Consider the following 15,848-nt stretch of genomic DNA (forward strand, 5'->3'; position numbering starts at 1 on the left):
TTTTACGCTGAAATTACTCTCGAAGTGGTCAGCTTTCTAGCGTACACATGTACTCTGAATGTCTAGCTTATAAATAACGCCAGACTATTTCAAAGAAAACACGTAAAATAATGAAAAAAAGTTTGTAGTTAATTAGTTAAACCATGATCAAAAACGCACATATTCATTTTAATCACCTTGGTACCCCTGTCGCCGATCAGTTTGACGATGTTTATTTCTCTAATGATGATGGCTTAGCCGAATCACATTATGTGTTTTATCAACAAAACCATATCCCGCAACGATTACAAAATCATGACCGTAACCACTTTGCCATTGCTGAAACAGGCTTTGGTACCGGGCTTAACTTTTTAAATACATGGCAACACTTTGCAGCTCACCTTGATAGGCAGCATGCAGAGCAAGAAGTTCAAAATCAACACGACCATAGTGGTAAAAAAAGTGTTACCCGCCTGCACTTTATCTCTTTTGAAAAGTTCCCTATTAAGCGTGATGACCTCGCTCAAGCACTCAAAGCCTGGCCTAATTTAACTGAATATAGTGAGCAACTAATTGCTCAATACCCAATTAATTTGGCCGGCTGCCATCGCCTTGAATTTGCTGGCGACAAACTAGTACTCGACCTTTATTTTGGTGACGTACAAGACAGCATTGATGCCATGAGTTACCCAAATGAAGGAGTTGTCGATGCGTGGTATTTAGATGGTTTTGCTCCAAGCAAAAACCCAGATATGTGGCAACAGAGTTTGTTCAACAAAATGCGGGCTATCTCTAGAGCAAATGCCACACTCGCCACTTTTACGGCCGCAGGCTTTGTCAGAAGAGGACTCATCGAAGCAGGCTTTAGCATGAGTAAAGCTAAAGGCTATGGTAAAAAACGCGAAATGCTGATTGGCGAGCTAACTGAGCCTAATGAGCAACAATCAGGGCCTGCCTATTTTGCTCATCAGCAAAGTGAATTGAGTAATGTGGCTGTTATTGGCGGTGGTATTGCCAGTAGCAGTGTACTGTATTCACTGGCAAAAAGAGGCCTAAAAGCCACGCTTTTTTGCCAAGATGAAGCGCTTGCCATGGGCGCTTCTCACAATGTACAAGGGGCTGTTTATCCGCATTTGCAAGCGAAGAACTCACCGCACAGTGAAATGTTCGCTCATAGTTTTTTATATGCGATGCGTCTTTACCAACAATTACTTGATGATGGTTTTGACTACCCCCACCAGTGGTGTGGTGTATTACAACATGCGGTTAAACAAGGCCTAGCTGATAAACATCAAAACCTTGCCGATAAAGAACTTTGGCCAGCTGAATTATTGCGTAATGTAAGCGCCGAAGAAGGCGACGAAATTGCCGGCGTGGAAACGGGTTATTCAGGTGTGTTCTTTGCAAAAGGCGGCTGGGTAAATCCACCAGCCCTGGTTACAGCACTCTTTAATGCAGCAAATTCGTTAACTGCAACTACTAGTAATAAAATGGACAGTCACTTTAATTGCCATATTGAAAAGCTCGAGAAAACCGCTGATGGCTGGTTATTACACACAAAAGAGCAAACATTCGGACCATTTAGCGATGTGATTAATTGTGCAGGTGAACACAGTGACCAGTTTAGCCAAACTCAGACACTGCCCGTTGTGGGTGTGCGCGGTCAAGTCTCGCATGTGCAAGCAAGCGAGCAGTCAAAACGCCTAAAGACAGTGCTTTGCCATAAGGGCTATTTTACTCCTGAATATCAGGGTCATCATTGTATGGGCGCGACCTTTGAAAAAAACTCAAAAAGCCGTGAAGTTAAAGAGCAAGACAACCATACCAATCGCGAACAACTTTTAAGTTTTTACACAGACAGCGAGTTTGCAACGACCTTAGGTGAAATAACAGCGGCAAAAGCAGCTGTAAGATGTACCTTCATCGACCATCTACCTATGGCTGGTGAGTGGGCTGAACAAAGTGATTATGTAAGTGCGTTTGCTAATCTACGCTTAGGTAAGCGTTATCAGTACCAAACGTTATCGAAACCTCAGCAAGGCTTGCATCTTCTCACTGGCTTTGGCGCAAGAGGCCTGTGCAGTGCCCCTCTATGTGCTGAGCATTTAATTGCTTGTTTAAACAATGAACCAAGACCATTTAGCGAACGCGTGAGCCAAGCTATCCACCCCGGCCGTTTTATTGTTCGCGACCTAATTCGCAATAAAATTTAAGGATTGGATGGGGCTTTAATTAGCCCCGTTATTTTTCTTGATTACAATTTCGTTTTTAGTTTCCCCTTTAAAAATAAATTCACACCCCAAGGTCTTTAGTAACACAGCAATTAGAAGGAGTTTGATATGAAGACCTTAATCATTGGCGCAACGGGTCAAATAGGTAAAATGACCACCGAAAAAATGCTGGCAAGCGGTCATGATGTAGTAGCTTTAGTTCGAAACAAAAACAAGCTGAGTGCGCTTGAAAGTAATAATTTAACGATTGTAGAGCAAGACCTCGAAAACGATTTTAGTCGTGCCTTCGAGGGTGTTGATCAAGTGATTTTTAGCGCGGGTTCTGGCGGCGCTACGGGTGCAGATAAAACCTTACTGATTGATTTATGGGCCGCAGTCAAAGCGATTAATTATGCGGTAGATGCCAAGGTTAAGCACTTTATTATGGTCAGCTCTATTGGTGCTGATGCCCCAGATAATATTGAAAGCAGTATAAAACCATATTTAGTTGCAAAACATATGGCTGACCAACATTTAATCAATAGCGAATTAAATTACAGCATTGTCAGACCTGGCACGCTATTAAATGATGCAGCAACGGGGCTATTAACCACCACGCGCCCTGCAACGCGCCGAGATGCGGTGATCAACCGTGAAGATGTAGCAGATACCCTGCTATACCTTGCTGAACGTACACCGAAAAAACCGCAAGTGTTTGAATTGTTTAATGGTGATAAGTCAATCGACAACCTACTAAGCGATTGATTAGGTATGAATACGTATGCATAAGAAATAAGATTGAGAAAGCGCGTAAAGCACTTTAGTTTATTGTTTACATAATAATAACAAAGGTGCTTTATGCGTCATTTTGCTTTTCTTTTTTGCTTTACTTTTACGTCGGCTTGTTTTGCCGCACCGGTAAAAGTTCAAAGTTACAGTGGCGATACCTCCCTTCCCCACAAATTATTGATCAGCGCCATTGAACGGGCTGACTTAGAGTATGTTCACCCTTACGAAACCAATAAAGATATCTCTAACGCACGTATCTTAAACGATGTAAAAAACAACCAGCTGGATGTGATGTGGAGCATGACATCCACTCAGTTAGAGCAAGATTATCAAGCCGTTTATATCCCCTTATTTCGTGGCTTACTTGGCATGCGAGTAGCAATAGTGAAAGCACAAAACCGCGAACTGTTTAGTTCGGTAACTAGCTTACAAGATTTAAAACGTTTCACCGCTGGGCAAGGTAAAACCTGGCCAGACACGAAAATATTAAAAGCAAATCAACTGCCTGTTGTTACTACATTAAAATACCCTAATTTGTTCCCAATGCTTGAAGGCGAACGCTTTGATTACTTCCCACGTGGGGTGAATGAACCTTGGGATGAAATTGCCAATCACTCAGAGCTTAACCTCACTGTAGAGCCGCATTTGGTGATTAAGTACACCGCACCACTTTACTTTTTCGTCAACAAAAACAACCACACACTTCATAAACAGCTAAATGATGCGCTAAACGAGATGATTGCTGATGGCACATTTAACGCCATGTTTTTGGCAGACAGCCAAGTACAAACGGTTTTATCAAAAGCCAACTTAAGCTCGCGTCGCGTTATTGAGCTAGATAACCCAACGTTATCGTCGAGCACACCTAATAAAAATAGCCCTTTGTGGTTTAACCCATTTCAATGAGCGCACAATGAAATCATTAAAATATAAAATGACCTTGGCACTGTCTTTGTGCCTTTTACTGAGCGTGATCTTCGTGATCAGTGCAAACTATCTGCTCGCAAAGTCGAGTCAAACACAACAATGGCAAGACGACATCACGGCTCTCAATGAGCAAATGCAGGTTATTTTAGCCGAGCCAGTATTCTCTTATGATGAACCGTTAATCAATCAGATTATTAAAGCCTTTTCGCAAAACAAACATGTACATAGCATTTCAGTGACAGATCATCGCAATAAGCCACTTGCTTCTATCACTAAACAAGGCAATAGCGCATCGGTTAGCAAAACTATTGATTTGCACTATTTAGATAATTTAATTGGTCACATAAAAATTGGTTACTCACAAAAAGCACTGCATAGCACCATTGCTGAGTCGACACGTACCATGTTTATTACCTTGCTGGTCTCTTTTATCACCTTGGGGGCGGTGATTATTTATATCGTGCGGCTATTAGTGATAAAACCAATCGATAGCGTAAATAGCCTTGTTGATGAAATTGTCAAAGGTGAAGGCGACCTTACAAAACGTATTAGCTATCAATCTAATGATGAAATAGGCTATTTGGTCGATGGTTTCAATCGATTCATAGCGCAAGTGCAAGAAATAATTACAGAGCTAGGCATTACAGCCAGTGAGCTTGAAATGATAGCCAGCACAGTAAACGAAGCATCTGTGCGCTCTAAAAACGAAGCCGAGCTTGAATATAATCGCACTGATTCAGCAACCAATGCGCTTAGTCAGTTAAGTGAAGCAACCAAAGAGATTGCACAAGGGGCTAATCAAACTGCACAGCAAACAACCGACGTACATCGCTTATGCCAACAAGGCGAACAAAATATGAATGCCAATGGCAACATGGTTGACGAATTAGCTGCACAACTCGACCATACATCAAACGTAGTTAAACAACTAAACGCCAGCAGTAATGAAATTAGCCAAGTGCTCGATGTTATAAAAAGTATTGCCGAGCAAACCAATTTACTGGCTCTAAATGCTGCTATTGAAGCGGCTCGTGCGGGGGAATCTGGTCGTGGCTTTGCTGTGGTGGCCGATGAAGTAAGAGCGCTTGCTAGTAAAACCTATGATTCAACGTCTGAAATTGAGTCGATTATTGTATCGCTACACAACAATACTTCTGATTGTGTAACCGCAACGGAGCAAAGTAAGTCACTCAGCGATAAAGTGAGCCAAGCAAATCAAAAAAGCCAAGCGGTGTTTAAAGATATTGCTAAACAAATCAATACCATTAATCAAATGAACGAAAGTGTAGCAGCAAGTTCTGAAGAGCAAACCAGTGTGACCGCTGATATCTTAAATACCATGCAGCTTATTAACCAAGGCGCTAAGAGCCTATCGCAAGAAGCTCAGCACCTCGATAACACCATAGGCCAGCTCAATGAACTAGAACGTGGCATTGTTGCTAAACTGGGTTTGTTCAAATACTAAAAGCCATAATTCCCTGCCACGCAAGTTGCAGGGAAAGCACCGTTAACACTAAACGAAAAATCTTTTTAAATTTATCTGACGAAATGCGGTGCAATAACTTAAGGCCAAGCCAAGTACCTAAAGCACCGCTCATTATCATGAGCATAACCAGCGGCAACCACTGCCAAAATGCAAAACCCACAGTCCCATATAAAATCGCTTTTAAGGTATGTTGTACTGTCATGCAGCTTGAAAAAGTAGCGGTAAATTTAAGCTTATTATAATTATTCACATATAAGCAGCTGCCAACCAAAGGCCCACTTGCCCCTACAAACATCGAGATAAACGTGGTCCAAAGTCCAGCGAGAACACGCCATAACTTTGAGGTTTCTCTGAGCTTTGGCGTCACACCCCAAAGTAAATAAAGCACAAATGCAGCAACCACTATTTTCATTAATTCAAGGGGTATTGATGTGACAATCGTTGAGGCAACCAGCGCACCTAAGACTCCCCCTAAAGAGAAGTACACAAACATAGCACCATCAATATGTTTAAACGTGAACAAAAAGCGGTTTGCATTAGAGCCTAACTGCACTAACCCATGAACAGGAATAACCACACTCATAGGAAGCATGGATGCCATGATCACCAGCAGCATTAAGCCGCCGCCCGCACCAAAAGCTGCTGAAATCATTGAAGTAAAGCCCGCAACCACAATGAGCATGATTGTGCTGATCGGGCTTAATAAATCTCCACCTAAAAACTGCCAACTGATCAAATCCATTGTTACGCTTTAAATAGTGTGTTTGAGCTAACGCTATCATGACTCACCACTATTAGCGATATATTGGAAAATAGTTTCGACTAAAAGACCATATCAACCAAAAGAGAAGTGCCCCTAAACTCACAACTGGTCAGACTTGTGGTTTATTTTGTTAAACCGATGGTATATAACTATGCCCACAACACAATAAAATTAAAGGCACAGCATGACACTGATGAATGTAAGTACACAAGGATCTGTTGCTATCTTAACTATGACAACAGCTGAAAATCGCCATAACCCTGCTTTTGCAGAGGCTTTTTTAACTTGCCTTGACGAAATCGAACGTAATCCTGAACACAAAGCACTGGTGATCACTTCAAGCAGCGAAAAATCATGGAGCTTGGGCATAGATACCGATTGGCTTATGCCCGCATTAAAAACACAAAAATTTGCTGAAGTAAGTGGCTTTATGCACTCAATGGATGCGGTATTTAAACGCCTATTACTGTTCCCAATGCCAGTCATTGCAGCGATAAATGGCCACGCGTTTGGTAATGGTGCAATTTTATCGTGCGCCTGTGATTTTAGGTTTATGCAAAGCGACCGTGGTTTCTTCTGCTTCCCAGAAGTTGACTTATCAATCCCGTTTTTACCGGGCATGCTCGCCTTCATTAAAAAAGCTATTCCAGACTATCGTTTTAACGAGATGATGCTAACAGGCCGCCGCGTTACCGCAGGCGAACTTGCCACGGATCATGTTATTGAACAAGCCTGCCCAAACAAAGAAGCTTTATTTAATGCCGCCCTCGAATTTGCCAGCCAGTTCGATAAAAAACGCGCGATTTTCGCCGAGCACAAAAAGCGCCTACACAAACACATCATCGAAACCATAGATATCGAAAACAAACCGATTATTGATGCCGTTCAGTTGGTTGTTTAGAAAAAACCTCTAAGCATCTGTGCTTAGAGGTTACTTTATATTTAATTTCACATCGATAATAATAACACTTTAAAAATTACCAAGCAGAAAAAATCTAGTAAAAATTTAAATTTGCACATCCTAAAAAAAGACCTAATATATTATTTTAAATTCGAAGTAAAATTTAAAATAATATAAATAAAATTCATTATATTTAAGATAAAAGCATGCACTTTTTTATTAGGCAAAGGAGAATGCTCATGAAGTTTATTACATTTATTTTATCTATCTCAGTTCTAGCTGGATGTACCTCACATACTAAAATTCCTGATACATTAGCTGAGAAACAAACATCATATAGTTACATACCATTTGATCCCTTACCTGTACAGACTCTAGAGGGGGCTAGTTGTTCCCCAGCAGATAACGAACTTAGATTTAAAAATAAAGAAATTGTTTTGCGCAATTTAAAAGATTCATTTCCTGATCAAACAGTTCGTTTAGCAGTTGCTGAATTTACATCTGATGGGACACTTAACTTTGGCCCATCAACAATTGGTTATGAAGGTCGCTCTTATCAAGTTATTATTGACTATGCAAATACAGACACCACAAAGGGTAGCTTTTTAGTTAAAAGAGAAATATCCGGCCAAATACCAGATGTAAAATGGTGGGGAGCCGATAATACTAGCCAAACTTACGAAAAAGGCCAACCCATAAAATTATTTGAACACGTTCCAGATAATGTAATCTCTAATTATAAAGTTATAGTTAATCCGAATGATGGCTTATTTTCAAAGGCAAAAGAAAACAAAGAGCTAAAATCAGCTTTTGATTTATCAAACTACGATATTCAGGACTATGAACTCGTGAATTTGCCAGTATATGTAGGAGTTGGGTTAAGGCTCACTGCGACTATTAATGTCTTAAATGGAAATGTGAATTTGTCTGGTTTACCTGCAATCGCAGCTGAAGCAAAAGCTGGAAACTTAACAGGTACTTTAGTTGTTCAAACACTGGGAGCTACAGGTGAGCTAGTCTCTGCTAATTTACCTTTACCAAGCGAGTTAAATCAAACAACTATTCAAAATTCGATTTTATCACTCGGCTCGATAAAAGCTTTGCTCCATGACGAGAATATTAGAATAACACCCAGAGTAATCGGCATCTATAACCCAATAGGCGGAGGTCAAAGTTTTGTTAATAAAATTATTTCAGCCTTAGCATCTGTAAGGTTAACATGGTATCAGCCCTGTGATGCCATCGATAAGAAATCATAAATAATGCTATCTACTATTTCTATATTTTAGACAATAAAAAAGGCCGCTCTGAGAGCAGCCTTTTTCATATTTGGTGGAGCTGGGGGGATTTGAACCCCTGACAAAACACCTATAGACTACGCAAGACTTGAAGATTGTGTATGCTCTTAGTCTAATGTAGTCCTGTTTTACTATCAATATGATCCAAAATAGATCCAAATAATTCCAATAAACAACTCATTTGAGAATGTTTAGCATCCTAACCGTTTCGTTTATTTCGCTAACTAATTCATAATCAAGAAAGAGACTTAATTGTTTTCCGGATATTACTTAACTTCTTTAACGTCCATTAACTTAGACTGTGCTAGAACAGCTTCCTGATATTCAAGATCTATTTTTTTTGTACAAATCCCCATTATTTGTGCCTCTTTACGCCGAACAGCTAGACGCTTAATTCTTTTTTCCAGCTTACTATCTGCTCTCATAAGTCCAGGACTTTGAATATCAAATAGAGCAAAAAACCAATCACCTGCATAAACGAGTGGTGTAATCACCAAAGGAGTACATATTGTTAATACTTCCAAATATTCAGAATCTGAAAAACAATGTTGAATAATTGCTAATGCCCCAGTATTGGCGCCTGCTATAAGTGAACCTAAGAGTTTCTTATTATCTTTCATATGAACTCCGAGTATTCAATAGCTTTTTAACTAGCTCTTCATCATCATCAAGATCTATTTTAACGATACGAGTGTTACCACTTTCATCAGTTATTTCTATCTTCAAATATTTAGGAGGAAAAAGTTTAGCTGTTAACCATCTACCTATGTTGTAAAACACATATCCGCAGTAAGGCATACATAATATAATGCCTAACATCGCGATTAATTGTATATATGCTTCAGTTTCACTCATTATCTTTAATAATCTTAGCTTCAGGCCTTACTCTATGACGAACAACTCGTGTTATTTCGCTATTGTATATTGGGCTATTTCCAGTTCTGTGCTTTTTAGTGGTCTTAATTACAACACTAAACAAATCATCTTTCACAAAGTTTTGCTCATTACCTTTAATCCTTGTTAGAAAACGATCATCTGACATTTTCACTGTTAATACATCACCATCAGGAAGTCTGACCTGCCAACCACTAGAACCTTCAAAATTTATTTTTACAAACCTAATATCTTTTGTTTCTTCCGATTCGCTGATTTCATCTACTATAGTCTTTGATGGTGTTTTAAAACTCTGCACTTCTTCACTATCAAAAACGACTTCATTACCATCTTGATCTTTTATCTTAAACTTTGCATCAGTGGTCCCCTGCAAAGGCGCTTTTATGACTGTATCCAAGTCTTTTCTGATATCTCTATTTAATACCAACTTCGCAATATCATCATCTAATTCCAATGAATCTTCATCATTAAAATACAATTTAGTTTTGCCTGATGCAGTCTTCTCTGTGAGCTTAATTGTTCGAGATTTTATTTCTGCTATTGCACCAAGTACGGTTTTTGATGCAACAGTAGCTCCCCCAGCAAACCCTAGTAGGGTTAAAGGGTTAATTCCATTAGCATTAAGGTAAGTTACAAACTCAACAACAAACGAACCTTCAGAGTGGGCCTTAACATCTAAGTCAAGATCTGATTCTTCGCCATTAAGGGTTTTATCTGCATTTTTGAGAGCTTTCGCTGTACCAATTATTGCTGCGCCAAGCTTTTCAGCATCAATAGTGTGGTCTTTAGTTTCTGATGTGTCATAAGATATTTCAAAAACATATTTAGCTTTATTATTTTTATCCAAGATTGCGCCTTTGTGTGAAAAGTAGACGCGGCATTATAGAGTAAAAGTAACTAAATACTACACGTCCGTATGTAATACTTTAACTATATATGTGTTTAAAAAGTTATACAAGCCATCAAAATGACCCCTCAACAACATTATAGATATATGATGCAGAGTAATAATATATTGAACTTGAGCATCTTAACCATATAATGACAAGTAATCGTATTAGTTTTGCACACACCAAGAACTTAACCATTCGTGTGCTTTGTAAAACTCGTGAAGTTGTGACCCGCACCTTTGCAAGAGTACGATTATGGGTACAAGATATATAAGAGTAAAATTTGAACAACTATAACAAAGAGGATTTAAGGTTCACTGCACTTTTCCTATTAGTTTTTCTACTTCTCACTTTTGGGAGCACACTTACTACAGGTGTGTTAGGTGGAATTATAACTTTGGGCGCTGCATATCTAAAAAATTAAATCCTACAAATTTGAAATTAAATATTTGCTAAAGTCACTCAGCGCTACTCAGTTATCGTAATAGAGCCGGGAGGAATGGCATCGAATGACTTGTATATATTTAATGACATATGTACAAATCTGAATAAAGTTAGTAGCGCACAGTCCCAAGGGTTTGCGCTCACCTTTTCATCATGCTGAGCTGTTAAATTCCATACAAGGCTTATGCAAACGAATGCTTCTGGTTACAACCCCTTCTAAACAGAAATCATCCTCTGGTGAAACATATACAGGTTTAAACTCATCAGAGGCTGATAACAGCAACCGATTCTCTTTATCTATGATCTTACATACAAAGCAACCGTTGTAACTCGCAACAACAATATCTCCATTACTCGCATCAACAGCTCTATCAACTAACAGTAAGTCTCCATCAAAAATACCTACTCCCTGCATAGACTGCCCAGAAGCCATGCCAATGAACGTAGCATCAGGATGCTTAATTAAGAGCTGATCAAGCGATAGTCCAAGTTCTTTGTATTGAGCCGCTGGTGATTCAAAACCTGTGATACCTGCTTCGATATAAATGGGAATAACTAACATAGACAAAACCATATACCTGTACATAAATACAGTATAATTTAAGAGCGGGATTTCGTGAAGTGAATTATGTTATGTGCTTTTTACTCTGCTTTGGACTGTGAAATCATTTCAGACGCTTTTCTATCTCCCTCACTATGGCAATCACTTTAGGATCTTCACCTTCAATTAGCTCAATTAGACTCGGTAATCTGTGCTTTCCTATACAAAAAATCAGTTCTTTTATAAAGGTATCTTTATCCTTAGCAAAATTTATATCTATCAACAGTTCAGTGAACTTGTGAGTGAAAATAGACTCTTCGTACATTGATTGATCTTTTTTGAAAATTTCTTTTGCTACTGACTTGAGTTGCAAAAACTGATTGCGAGATTTTGTCAATTTATGGAGAGTAGGACTGATTAATATTTGGCTAAAATTACTATCAGCTAACTTATTTGCTAATTCACTTTTATATAGCTTTAAATTCTTTGCTTGCGGGAGAGCAAGCCTATTTTGTTTAAAATAGTCATCCATATATTCCAATAATTTTGGTTCTGGCAACTCAACAAACTGATCGATTGAATCTCTTATAAGTTCATTTGATATCGATTTATTTAGATCATCAGAAAACTCTCTTAAGTGAACTTTAAATAAATCAAACCGTTTCGAATCATGGATATATATACGCGTAGCTTCAAGCTCCTTCTTGCTAGTCTGCCAAGTGAAGAATATTAATATTATAGAAACTAACAAAAGCCCAGGGGTTAGAGCATTATTGTAAAAACTAGCCACACTTAGCCACTGATCTACACTTTGATTTCCAAAGTAAAACTCAAAGTTATATGTGAACAATACGCAGCTTGCAATAGAAACCCCAAAGAAAACTATTCCAACTATTATCAAAATATATTTAGTCAAAGCAGATCCATAATTTAGTAAAAAAACAACTATCAATCTTAACCCATTAAATTGCAATTAAATTAAAAGTAAATATTTGGAATTGTAATGCTTGTAGTTGTTGGCGCAGGGCTATCATCATCTAGGTATACTCGTTCATCATCAAGCTCAGCGGTTACTGAAACCTGGTCCGTTGATGACGGCTTAATATCTTTTATAAGCACACCATTACACCATCTTGTACTGATCCCAAACATATAAAGGGGTGGTTCAATTGAACCGTCTAGTACCGGTGTAAAGTCTAAATCAGCATCGATGACGACTTCATTGGACTCAGTCCCAAGTGTAGCATTGTAAGGGCCTGATAGAGTGCCGTCTGCTTTTCTTAAGGCTAGAATATGTGTTTGCCCTGTTTGCCATTTCAGTTCAGGGTTATCAAGGTAGATAGAGCGACCAACATGCCCTATTACAGTACCCGTTTGTTCATACCCAGGAATATCATCAGCGACTGCGCAATAGTCTAGGTACTTTGAATTCAGTGCATCCATTTCTGTTTTGAAATCAAACCGAGTACGACGAAAACGACGAATGCGGCGTTTTCGCATGCCAAACTGATACGCTTTATCGCGGTTTGTTATTCCAAAGGCTCTGACTTTTTCTGGGTTGGCACCTTCGTCACCTGGTAACAAGCAAAGAATTGTTTCTGACTTCCATGTAACAGGGTCAAAGTACTCAACTTCGATACCGTCAGGTTCATCATCATCCATCAGCTTAATAGAGCGCTTAAGCATGCCAATATAGTTATCTGGTTGATACATGTGGCGATAGATAGTTCGCTTTTGATCACGTACAGGTGTAATTTTTCCATAATCAATCGTAGGCTCAGCAAAACCGACTGCAAGAACACGTTTAAGAACTTCAAAAACAGTACTCTCACTGTCAAACACAGCATTAAATTCATCTGCACGGCCATGCCAAATAGGATGTAATGTATTTAGGGATTCTAAACCAATTTTGTCATCGCTATGCCCTGCACTTTTTAATACATGTGCAAAGAATGGTGCTATATCAGTTGTTGGCCTTGGTGCGCTCCAAGCGCCATTTTCATACACAGGCAAAATACGGGTACCAATAATATTAAATTTATTTTCAGCTGTGCCAGCTAAGGCATTTGTGCCACGGATCTTAATTGCTATTGTGGTTAAACCATCATAACTAGTCGCGCTGTTTAATTCGGCCTTAAGGGCAGTCCAAAATATATCGTCATAAATACGCGTATCGTCAGTTGCTGCAGTGGCCCTTTTTACTCTTACCTCAGGCCTTATTTTAGATGGTAATGTAACTGGTACCGTTCGCCCTAGTTCATCATTTGTAGAGCTGGTAAATACTTCGTCATCAACTGCAGTCCAGTCTTGAGCACCTTCAGCACGGTATTCTATTTGAACGGTGACTGTGCGACTTAAAAAATTACCATCATCATCAAGTTCACCTAAACCTTGTGGTAAACGAAAATCGAACCAAAGTTTGTCAGTAACTNCTCACTTGAGGTATAAACATTTCTGTGAGCTTCATGGCCTGTTACGTTTTCACCTGGTTCAAATACCTGTATATCAATATCGCCAGCATAACTTGTAGTAGGAGTATTACCTATGAACATTTCATTAGATAATATTTCATAGCGCCCTACACCTACACTTAACATTAAGTAAAGCCATTGCTCATTATCAATAAATTCTCGTCGTGGCATTGTTAAATAGTCAGGGTAAATTTTATGGCGCCCTGCCCCTTCAGGGATAATGCCCATAAGCCTGGGCTTATTTCCTTGGGTATTTACATCATAAATACTGCTACCATCGGGAGTCGTCGAGTTATAGTTATCGGGGATTTGGTTTGCAGTGTATACGGCATAACCCACAGCGATTACAGCAATAACCGCATAGGCTATAGTGGCGGGCTCTTTTGGCTCAACAATAATATTTACATCATCCCACGCCTTAAATTGATAAGTCTTCCAATTTGTAGGTAATAAGATCTGCTTATTAATAAGCACAGTAAAAAGTGGTTCTTCACTTTCATAATAAGCAGGGACATTTTCAGTCAGCCATTGATGAAGTGTCGAACCTTCCTTACATTTGCAAGGCTCCATTAAAGACGGGTCCAATTTGTTTGGGTAAACCTTGATATCAACCCACGTATTCATAAAATTTAACCTCTTTAAATAACCGTTTGAAGTCATCGATGCTGTCAATGGATGGCCCTTTACGGCGGGATGTGTGCAGTATTTCAAGCTTACCGTCGATCAGTTCAACTGTGCCGATATGAATTAAGCTACCAAACTTAAAACCACACACCACTGCACCGGGTGATGGCTCGCAGGGTCTAAAGCTAGAAACAATTTGTTGATACGCTTCAGTAAGCAAACTTTTATCGTCGGGGTGAATATGGCCAAACGATTCGAACAATGGTTGACCATAATAGTGATGGAGGCGATGCCGAGTTTGACCCCAACAGTCAAAACCAGACATATCTCTCCCCTCATTCACATAGGGAACACTTAAATAATCATTAATTGTGTATGACATTATTAGCTGAAGTATTTGAGCCCAGGGGCAATGGAAGGTGTATAGCGCTTGTTAGGCCAAGCTTTATTTACAAGATCATTAAATGATGCAACTACATTGATGCTCTGTGAAGTAGCTTGAACGTCAGCAGCTTTCATTGTAACTGCCGGCTCTGCAGGTTCGCTTAAGTCACTCGATACATAGACCCGGTAAATTACATCAATTTTTACGCCCGCATCAATTGCCTGATCAATCAGTGCAAGTGCTTCGCCAGACACATTATCAATTTGAAATTGTAAGTCCTGGCGCCCTTTCACACCTCGTTGCGGTAACGACACACCCATACCACTGGCTTTGAATGTAACCATGTCGCCATTTTCAATGCCGGCAACTTGGTCATCAAAGCCATCACAAATCCTAAGCTCCCATAAATCTGCAGCCTTAAGCTCTAATGTGTGAATGGGGATGTCGTTAACTGGGGCACTTGCGTAGATACGTTGGAGTACTTCACTCATTGAATAAATCCACAAGTGCCTTACCGATGGCCTTTAACTGGGCTGGACCAGGATGGTTATAGCCACCTGAAGCGCATAAACTGTGTCCAGACATACCACTAAAGCCAAGAGCATCATCATTTTCGATGTAAGTAGTAGAAACAAAAGCCACACCTGCAGACTCAGCTGCAAGATAAAGCCTATCGTTGGTTAGCTGCCAATCTTCTAAAGAACAACGACCACCAAACGAATTAGGGCGAGGGCAACCTAAAATAATCACATCAGCACCAGCTGCCTTACAAGCGGTTGCTATATCAGCAACGTTTTGGGTGGTGTTAGATGAGCCTATTTCGTTCATTCCAAATGCAATAACAACAACATCTGGATTATAAGATAGCATCGCGTTTAAACGTCCCGGCTCTAAACCGCCGCGCTGGTTGTTGTCTGTTTCGCTTATATAATTGGCGCTCCAAGAACCACCAATGCCAAAGTTTAAATAAGTAACATTTGAACCTAACTCTTCAAACTTAGCTTTTAAAGCATAGTTCCAACCAAAATGCTGATGAACAGCGCCAGCTCCATCCCCATGGTCGAATACTTCAAATGCTCCACGAGTGTCAGCAGGTAGTTTTCCATAAAAACCTAGTCCGTCACGATTTGGGCCATTCGGTTCGTCATAATTTGCCGGGCTTCCTTGCGCTGTAATAGAGTCACCATAACCCGCAATAGTAATAGCTGATTGCTGATTTAACTTGCCAATTAACTTACTTAACGTT

The 15,848-nt window shown here is 39.6% G+C and carries 15 protein-coding genes and 1 pseudogene; 6 read left to right on the top strand and 10 right to left on the bottom strand.

Annotated elements, in window-relative coordinates; all coding sequences use genetic code 11:
* Positions 1 to 143 precede the first annotated feature (143 nt).
* The 4 genes from mnmC to C2M25_RS07285 all read left to right on the top strand — a co-directional run bounded on the left by mnmC (position 144) and on the right by C2M25_RS07285 (position 5,370).
* Positions 144 to 2,192: a bifunctional tRNA (5-methylaminomethyl-2-thiouridine)(34)-methyltransferase MnmD/FAD-dependent 5-carboxymethylaminomethyl-2-thiouridine(34) oxidoreductase MnmC gene (gene mnmC / locus C2M25_RS07270; protein WP_063701961.1), complete on the top strand. Its 2,049-nt coding sequence runs from the start codon at positions 144 to 146 to the stop codon at positions 2,190 to 2,192.
* A 126-nt stretch (positions 2,193 to 2,318) separates the two neighbouring features.
* Positions 2,319 to 2,954, top strand: a complete 636-nt coding sequence (locus C2M25_RS07275) for an SDR family oxidoreductase (RefSeq protein ID WP_105180769.1) — start codon at positions 2,319 to 2,321, stop codon at positions 2,952 to 2,954.
* 93 nt (positions 2,955 to 3,047) lie between these two features.
* Positions 3,048 to 3,884 carry a substrate-binding periplasmic protein gene (locus C2M25_RS07280; RefSeq protein ID WP_105180770.1) on the top strand — a complete coding sequence of 279 codons (837 nt, stop codon included), beginning with the start codon at positions 3,048 to 3,050 and terminating at the stop codon, positions 3,882 to 3,884.
* 7 nt (positions 3,885 to 3,891) lie between these two features.
* A complete protein-coding gene (locus C2M25_RS07285) occupies positions 3,892 to 5,370 on the top strand; it encodes a methyl-accepting chemotaxis protein (RefSeq protein WP_105180771.1) in 1,479 nt (492 codons plus the stop codon).
* On the opposite strand, the gene C2M25_RS07290 is transcribed toward C2M25_RS07285, so the two are convergent.
* Positions 5,360 to 6,133 carry a sulfite exporter TauE/SafE family protein gene (locus C2M25_RS07290; protein ID WP_105174604.1) on the bottom strand — a complete coding sequence of 258 codons (774 nt, stop codon included), beginning with the start codon at positions 6,131 to 6,133 and terminating at the stop codon, positions 5,360 to 5,362. The genes C2M25_RS07285 and C2M25_RS07290 overlap by 11 nt on opposite strands.
* Positions 6,134 to 6,338: 205 nt before the next feature.
* Here C2M25_RS07290 and C2M25_RS07295 point away from each other — a divergent pair, with 205 nt between their 5' ends.
* Both C2M25_RS07295 and C2M25_RS07300 read left to right on the top strand, forming a co-directional pair.
* Positions 6,339 to 7,055 (top strand): enoyl-CoA hydratase/isomerase family protein, encoded by a 717-nt coding sequence (locus C2M25_RS07295; protein ID WP_105180772.1) that lies wholly within the window; start codon positions 6,339 to 6,341, stop codon positions 7,053 to 7,055.
* A 239-nt stretch (positions 7,056 to 7,294) separates the two neighbouring features.
* On the top strand, positions 7,295 to 8,314 hold the full coding sequence (locus C2M25_RS07300) for a hypothetical protein (RefSeq protein WP_105174606.1): 1,020 nt from the start codon (positions 7,295 to 7,297) through the stop codon (positions 8,312 to 8,314).
* 305 nt (positions 8,315 to 8,619) lie between these two features.
* On the opposite strand, the gene C2M25_RS07305 is transcribed toward C2M25_RS07300, so the two are convergent.
* From C2M25_RS07305 to C2M25_RS07345, 9 genes and pseudogenes are all read right to left on the bottom strand, one after another.
* Positions 8,620 to 8,973, bottom strand: coding sequence for a hypothetical protein (locus tag C2M25_RS07305; protein ID WP_105180773.1), 354 nt, complete (start codon positions 8,971 to 8,973; stop codon positions 8,620 to 8,622).
* Positions 8,963 to 9,208 carry a hypothetical protein gene (locus C2M25_RS07310; protein WP_105180774.1) on the bottom strand — a complete coding sequence of 82 codons (246 nt, stop codon included), beginning with the start codon at positions 9,206 to 9,208 and terminating at the stop codon, positions 8,963 to 8,965. Before C2M25_RS07310 ends, C2M25_RS07305 begins: the two co-directional genes overlap by 11 nt.
* The gene (locus tag C2M25_RS07315; protein WP_105180775.1) at positions 9,201 to 10,094 is read right to left on the bottom strand and encodes a hypothetical protein; all 894 of its coding nucleotides are present in this window, start codon (positions 10,092 to 10,094) and stop codon (positions 9,201 to 9,203) included. Before C2M25_RS07315 ends, C2M25_RS07310 begins: the two co-directional genes overlap by 8 nt.
* Before the next feature lie 638 nt (positions 10,095 to 10,732).
* Complete coding sequence (locus C2M25_RS07320) at positions 10,733 to 11,143, bottom strand: LexA family protein (protein ID WP_105180776.1); 411 nt, start codon at positions 11,141 to 11,143, stop codon at positions 10,733 to 10,735.
* A gap of 103 nt (positions 11,144 to 11,246) precedes the next feature.
* The gene (locus C2M25_RS07325; RefSeq protein ID WP_105180777.1) at positions 11,247 to 12,038 is read right to left on the bottom strand and encodes a hypothetical protein; all 792 of its coding nucleotides are present in this window, start codon (positions 12,036 to 12,038) and stop codon (positions 11,247 to 11,249) included.
* A gap of 62 nt (positions 12,039 to 12,100) precedes the next feature.
* Positions 12,101 to 13,489 (bottom strand): annotated as a pseudogene (locus C2M25_RS21955) (host specificity factor TipJ family phage tail protein); the annotation flags it as partial.
* 711 nt (positions 13,490 to 14,200) lie between these two features.
* Positions 14,201 to 14,542 carry a hypothetical protein gene (locus C2M25_RS07335; RefSeq protein WP_234003546.1) on the bottom strand — a complete coding sequence of 114 codons (342 nt, stop codon included), beginning with the start codon at positions 14,540 to 14,542 and terminating at the stop codon, positions 14,201 to 14,203.
* A gap of 59 nt (positions 14,543 to 14,601) precedes the next feature.
* Positions 14,602 to 15,093 (bottom strand): DUF1833 family protein, encoded by a 492-nt coding sequence (locus C2M25_RS07340; RefSeq protein ID WP_105180779.1) that lies wholly within the window; start codon positions 15,091 to 15,093, stop codon positions 14,602 to 14,604.
* Positions 15,086 to 15,848, bottom strand: a 763-nt coding sequence (locus C2M25_RS07345; RefSeq protein WP_199775160.1) for an SGNH/GDSL hydrolase family protein, incomplete at its 5' end; no start/stop codon positions are given. The genes C2M25_RS07340 and C2M25_RS07345, both read right to left, overlap by 8 nt.

Source organism: Pseudoalteromonas sp. T1lg21 (assembly GCF_002964625.1).
GTDB lineage: Bacteria > Pseudomonadota > Gammaproteobacteria > Enterobacterales > Alteromonadaceae > Pseudoalteromonas > Pseudoalteromonas gelatinilytica.

Excerpts from the sequence above, each read along its gene's own strand:
- mnmC (WP_063701961.1), top strand. The coding sequence starts at position 144 with ATGATCAAAAACGCACATATTCATTTTAATCACCTTGGTACCCCTGTC.
- C2M25_RS07275 (WP_105180769.1), top strand. The coding sequence starts at position 2,319 with ATGAAGACCTTAATCATTGGCGCAACGGGTCAAATAGGTAAAATGACC.
- C2M25_RS07280 (WP_105180770.1), top strand. The coding sequence starts at position 3,048 with ATGCGTCATTTTGCTTTTCTTTTTTGCTTTACTTTTACGTCGGCTTGT.
- C2M25_RS07285 (WP_105180771.1), top strand. The coding sequence starts at position 3,892 with ATGAAATCATTAAAATATAAAATGACCTTGGCACTGTCTTTGTGCCTT.
- C2M25_RS07290 (WP_105174604.1), bottom strand. The coding sequence starts at position 6,133 with ATGGATTTGATCAGTTGGCAGTTTTTAGGTGGAGATTTATTAAGCCCG.
- C2M25_RS07295 (WP_105180772.1), top strand. The coding sequence starts at position 6,339 with ATGACACTGATGAATGTAAGTACACAAGGATCTGTTGCTATCTTAACT.
- C2M25_RS07300 (WP_105174606.1), top strand. The coding sequence starts at position 7,295 with ATGAAGTTTATTACATTTATTTTATCTATCTCAGTTCTAGCTGGATGT.
- C2M25_RS07305 (WP_105180773.1), bottom strand. The coding sequence starts at position 8,973 with ATGAAAGATAATAAGAAACTCTTAGGTTCACTTATAGCAGGCGCCAAT.
- C2M25_RS07310 (WP_105180774.1), bottom strand. The coding sequence starts at position 9,208 with ATGAGTGAAACTGAAGCATATATACAATTAATCGCGATGTTAGGCATT.
- C2M25_RS07320 (WP_105180776.1), bottom strand. The coding sequence starts at position 11,143 with ATGTTAGTTATTCCCATTTATATCGAAGCAGGTATCACAGGTTTTGAA.
- C2M25_RS07335 (WP_234003546.1), bottom strand. The coding sequence starts at position 14,542 with ATGTCTGGTTTTGACTGTTGGGGTCAAACTCGGCATCGCCTCCATCAC.
- C2M25_RS07340 (WP_105180779.1), bottom strand. The coding sequence starts at position 15,093 with ATGAGTGAAGTACTCCAACGTATCTACGCAAGTGCCCCAGTTAACGAC.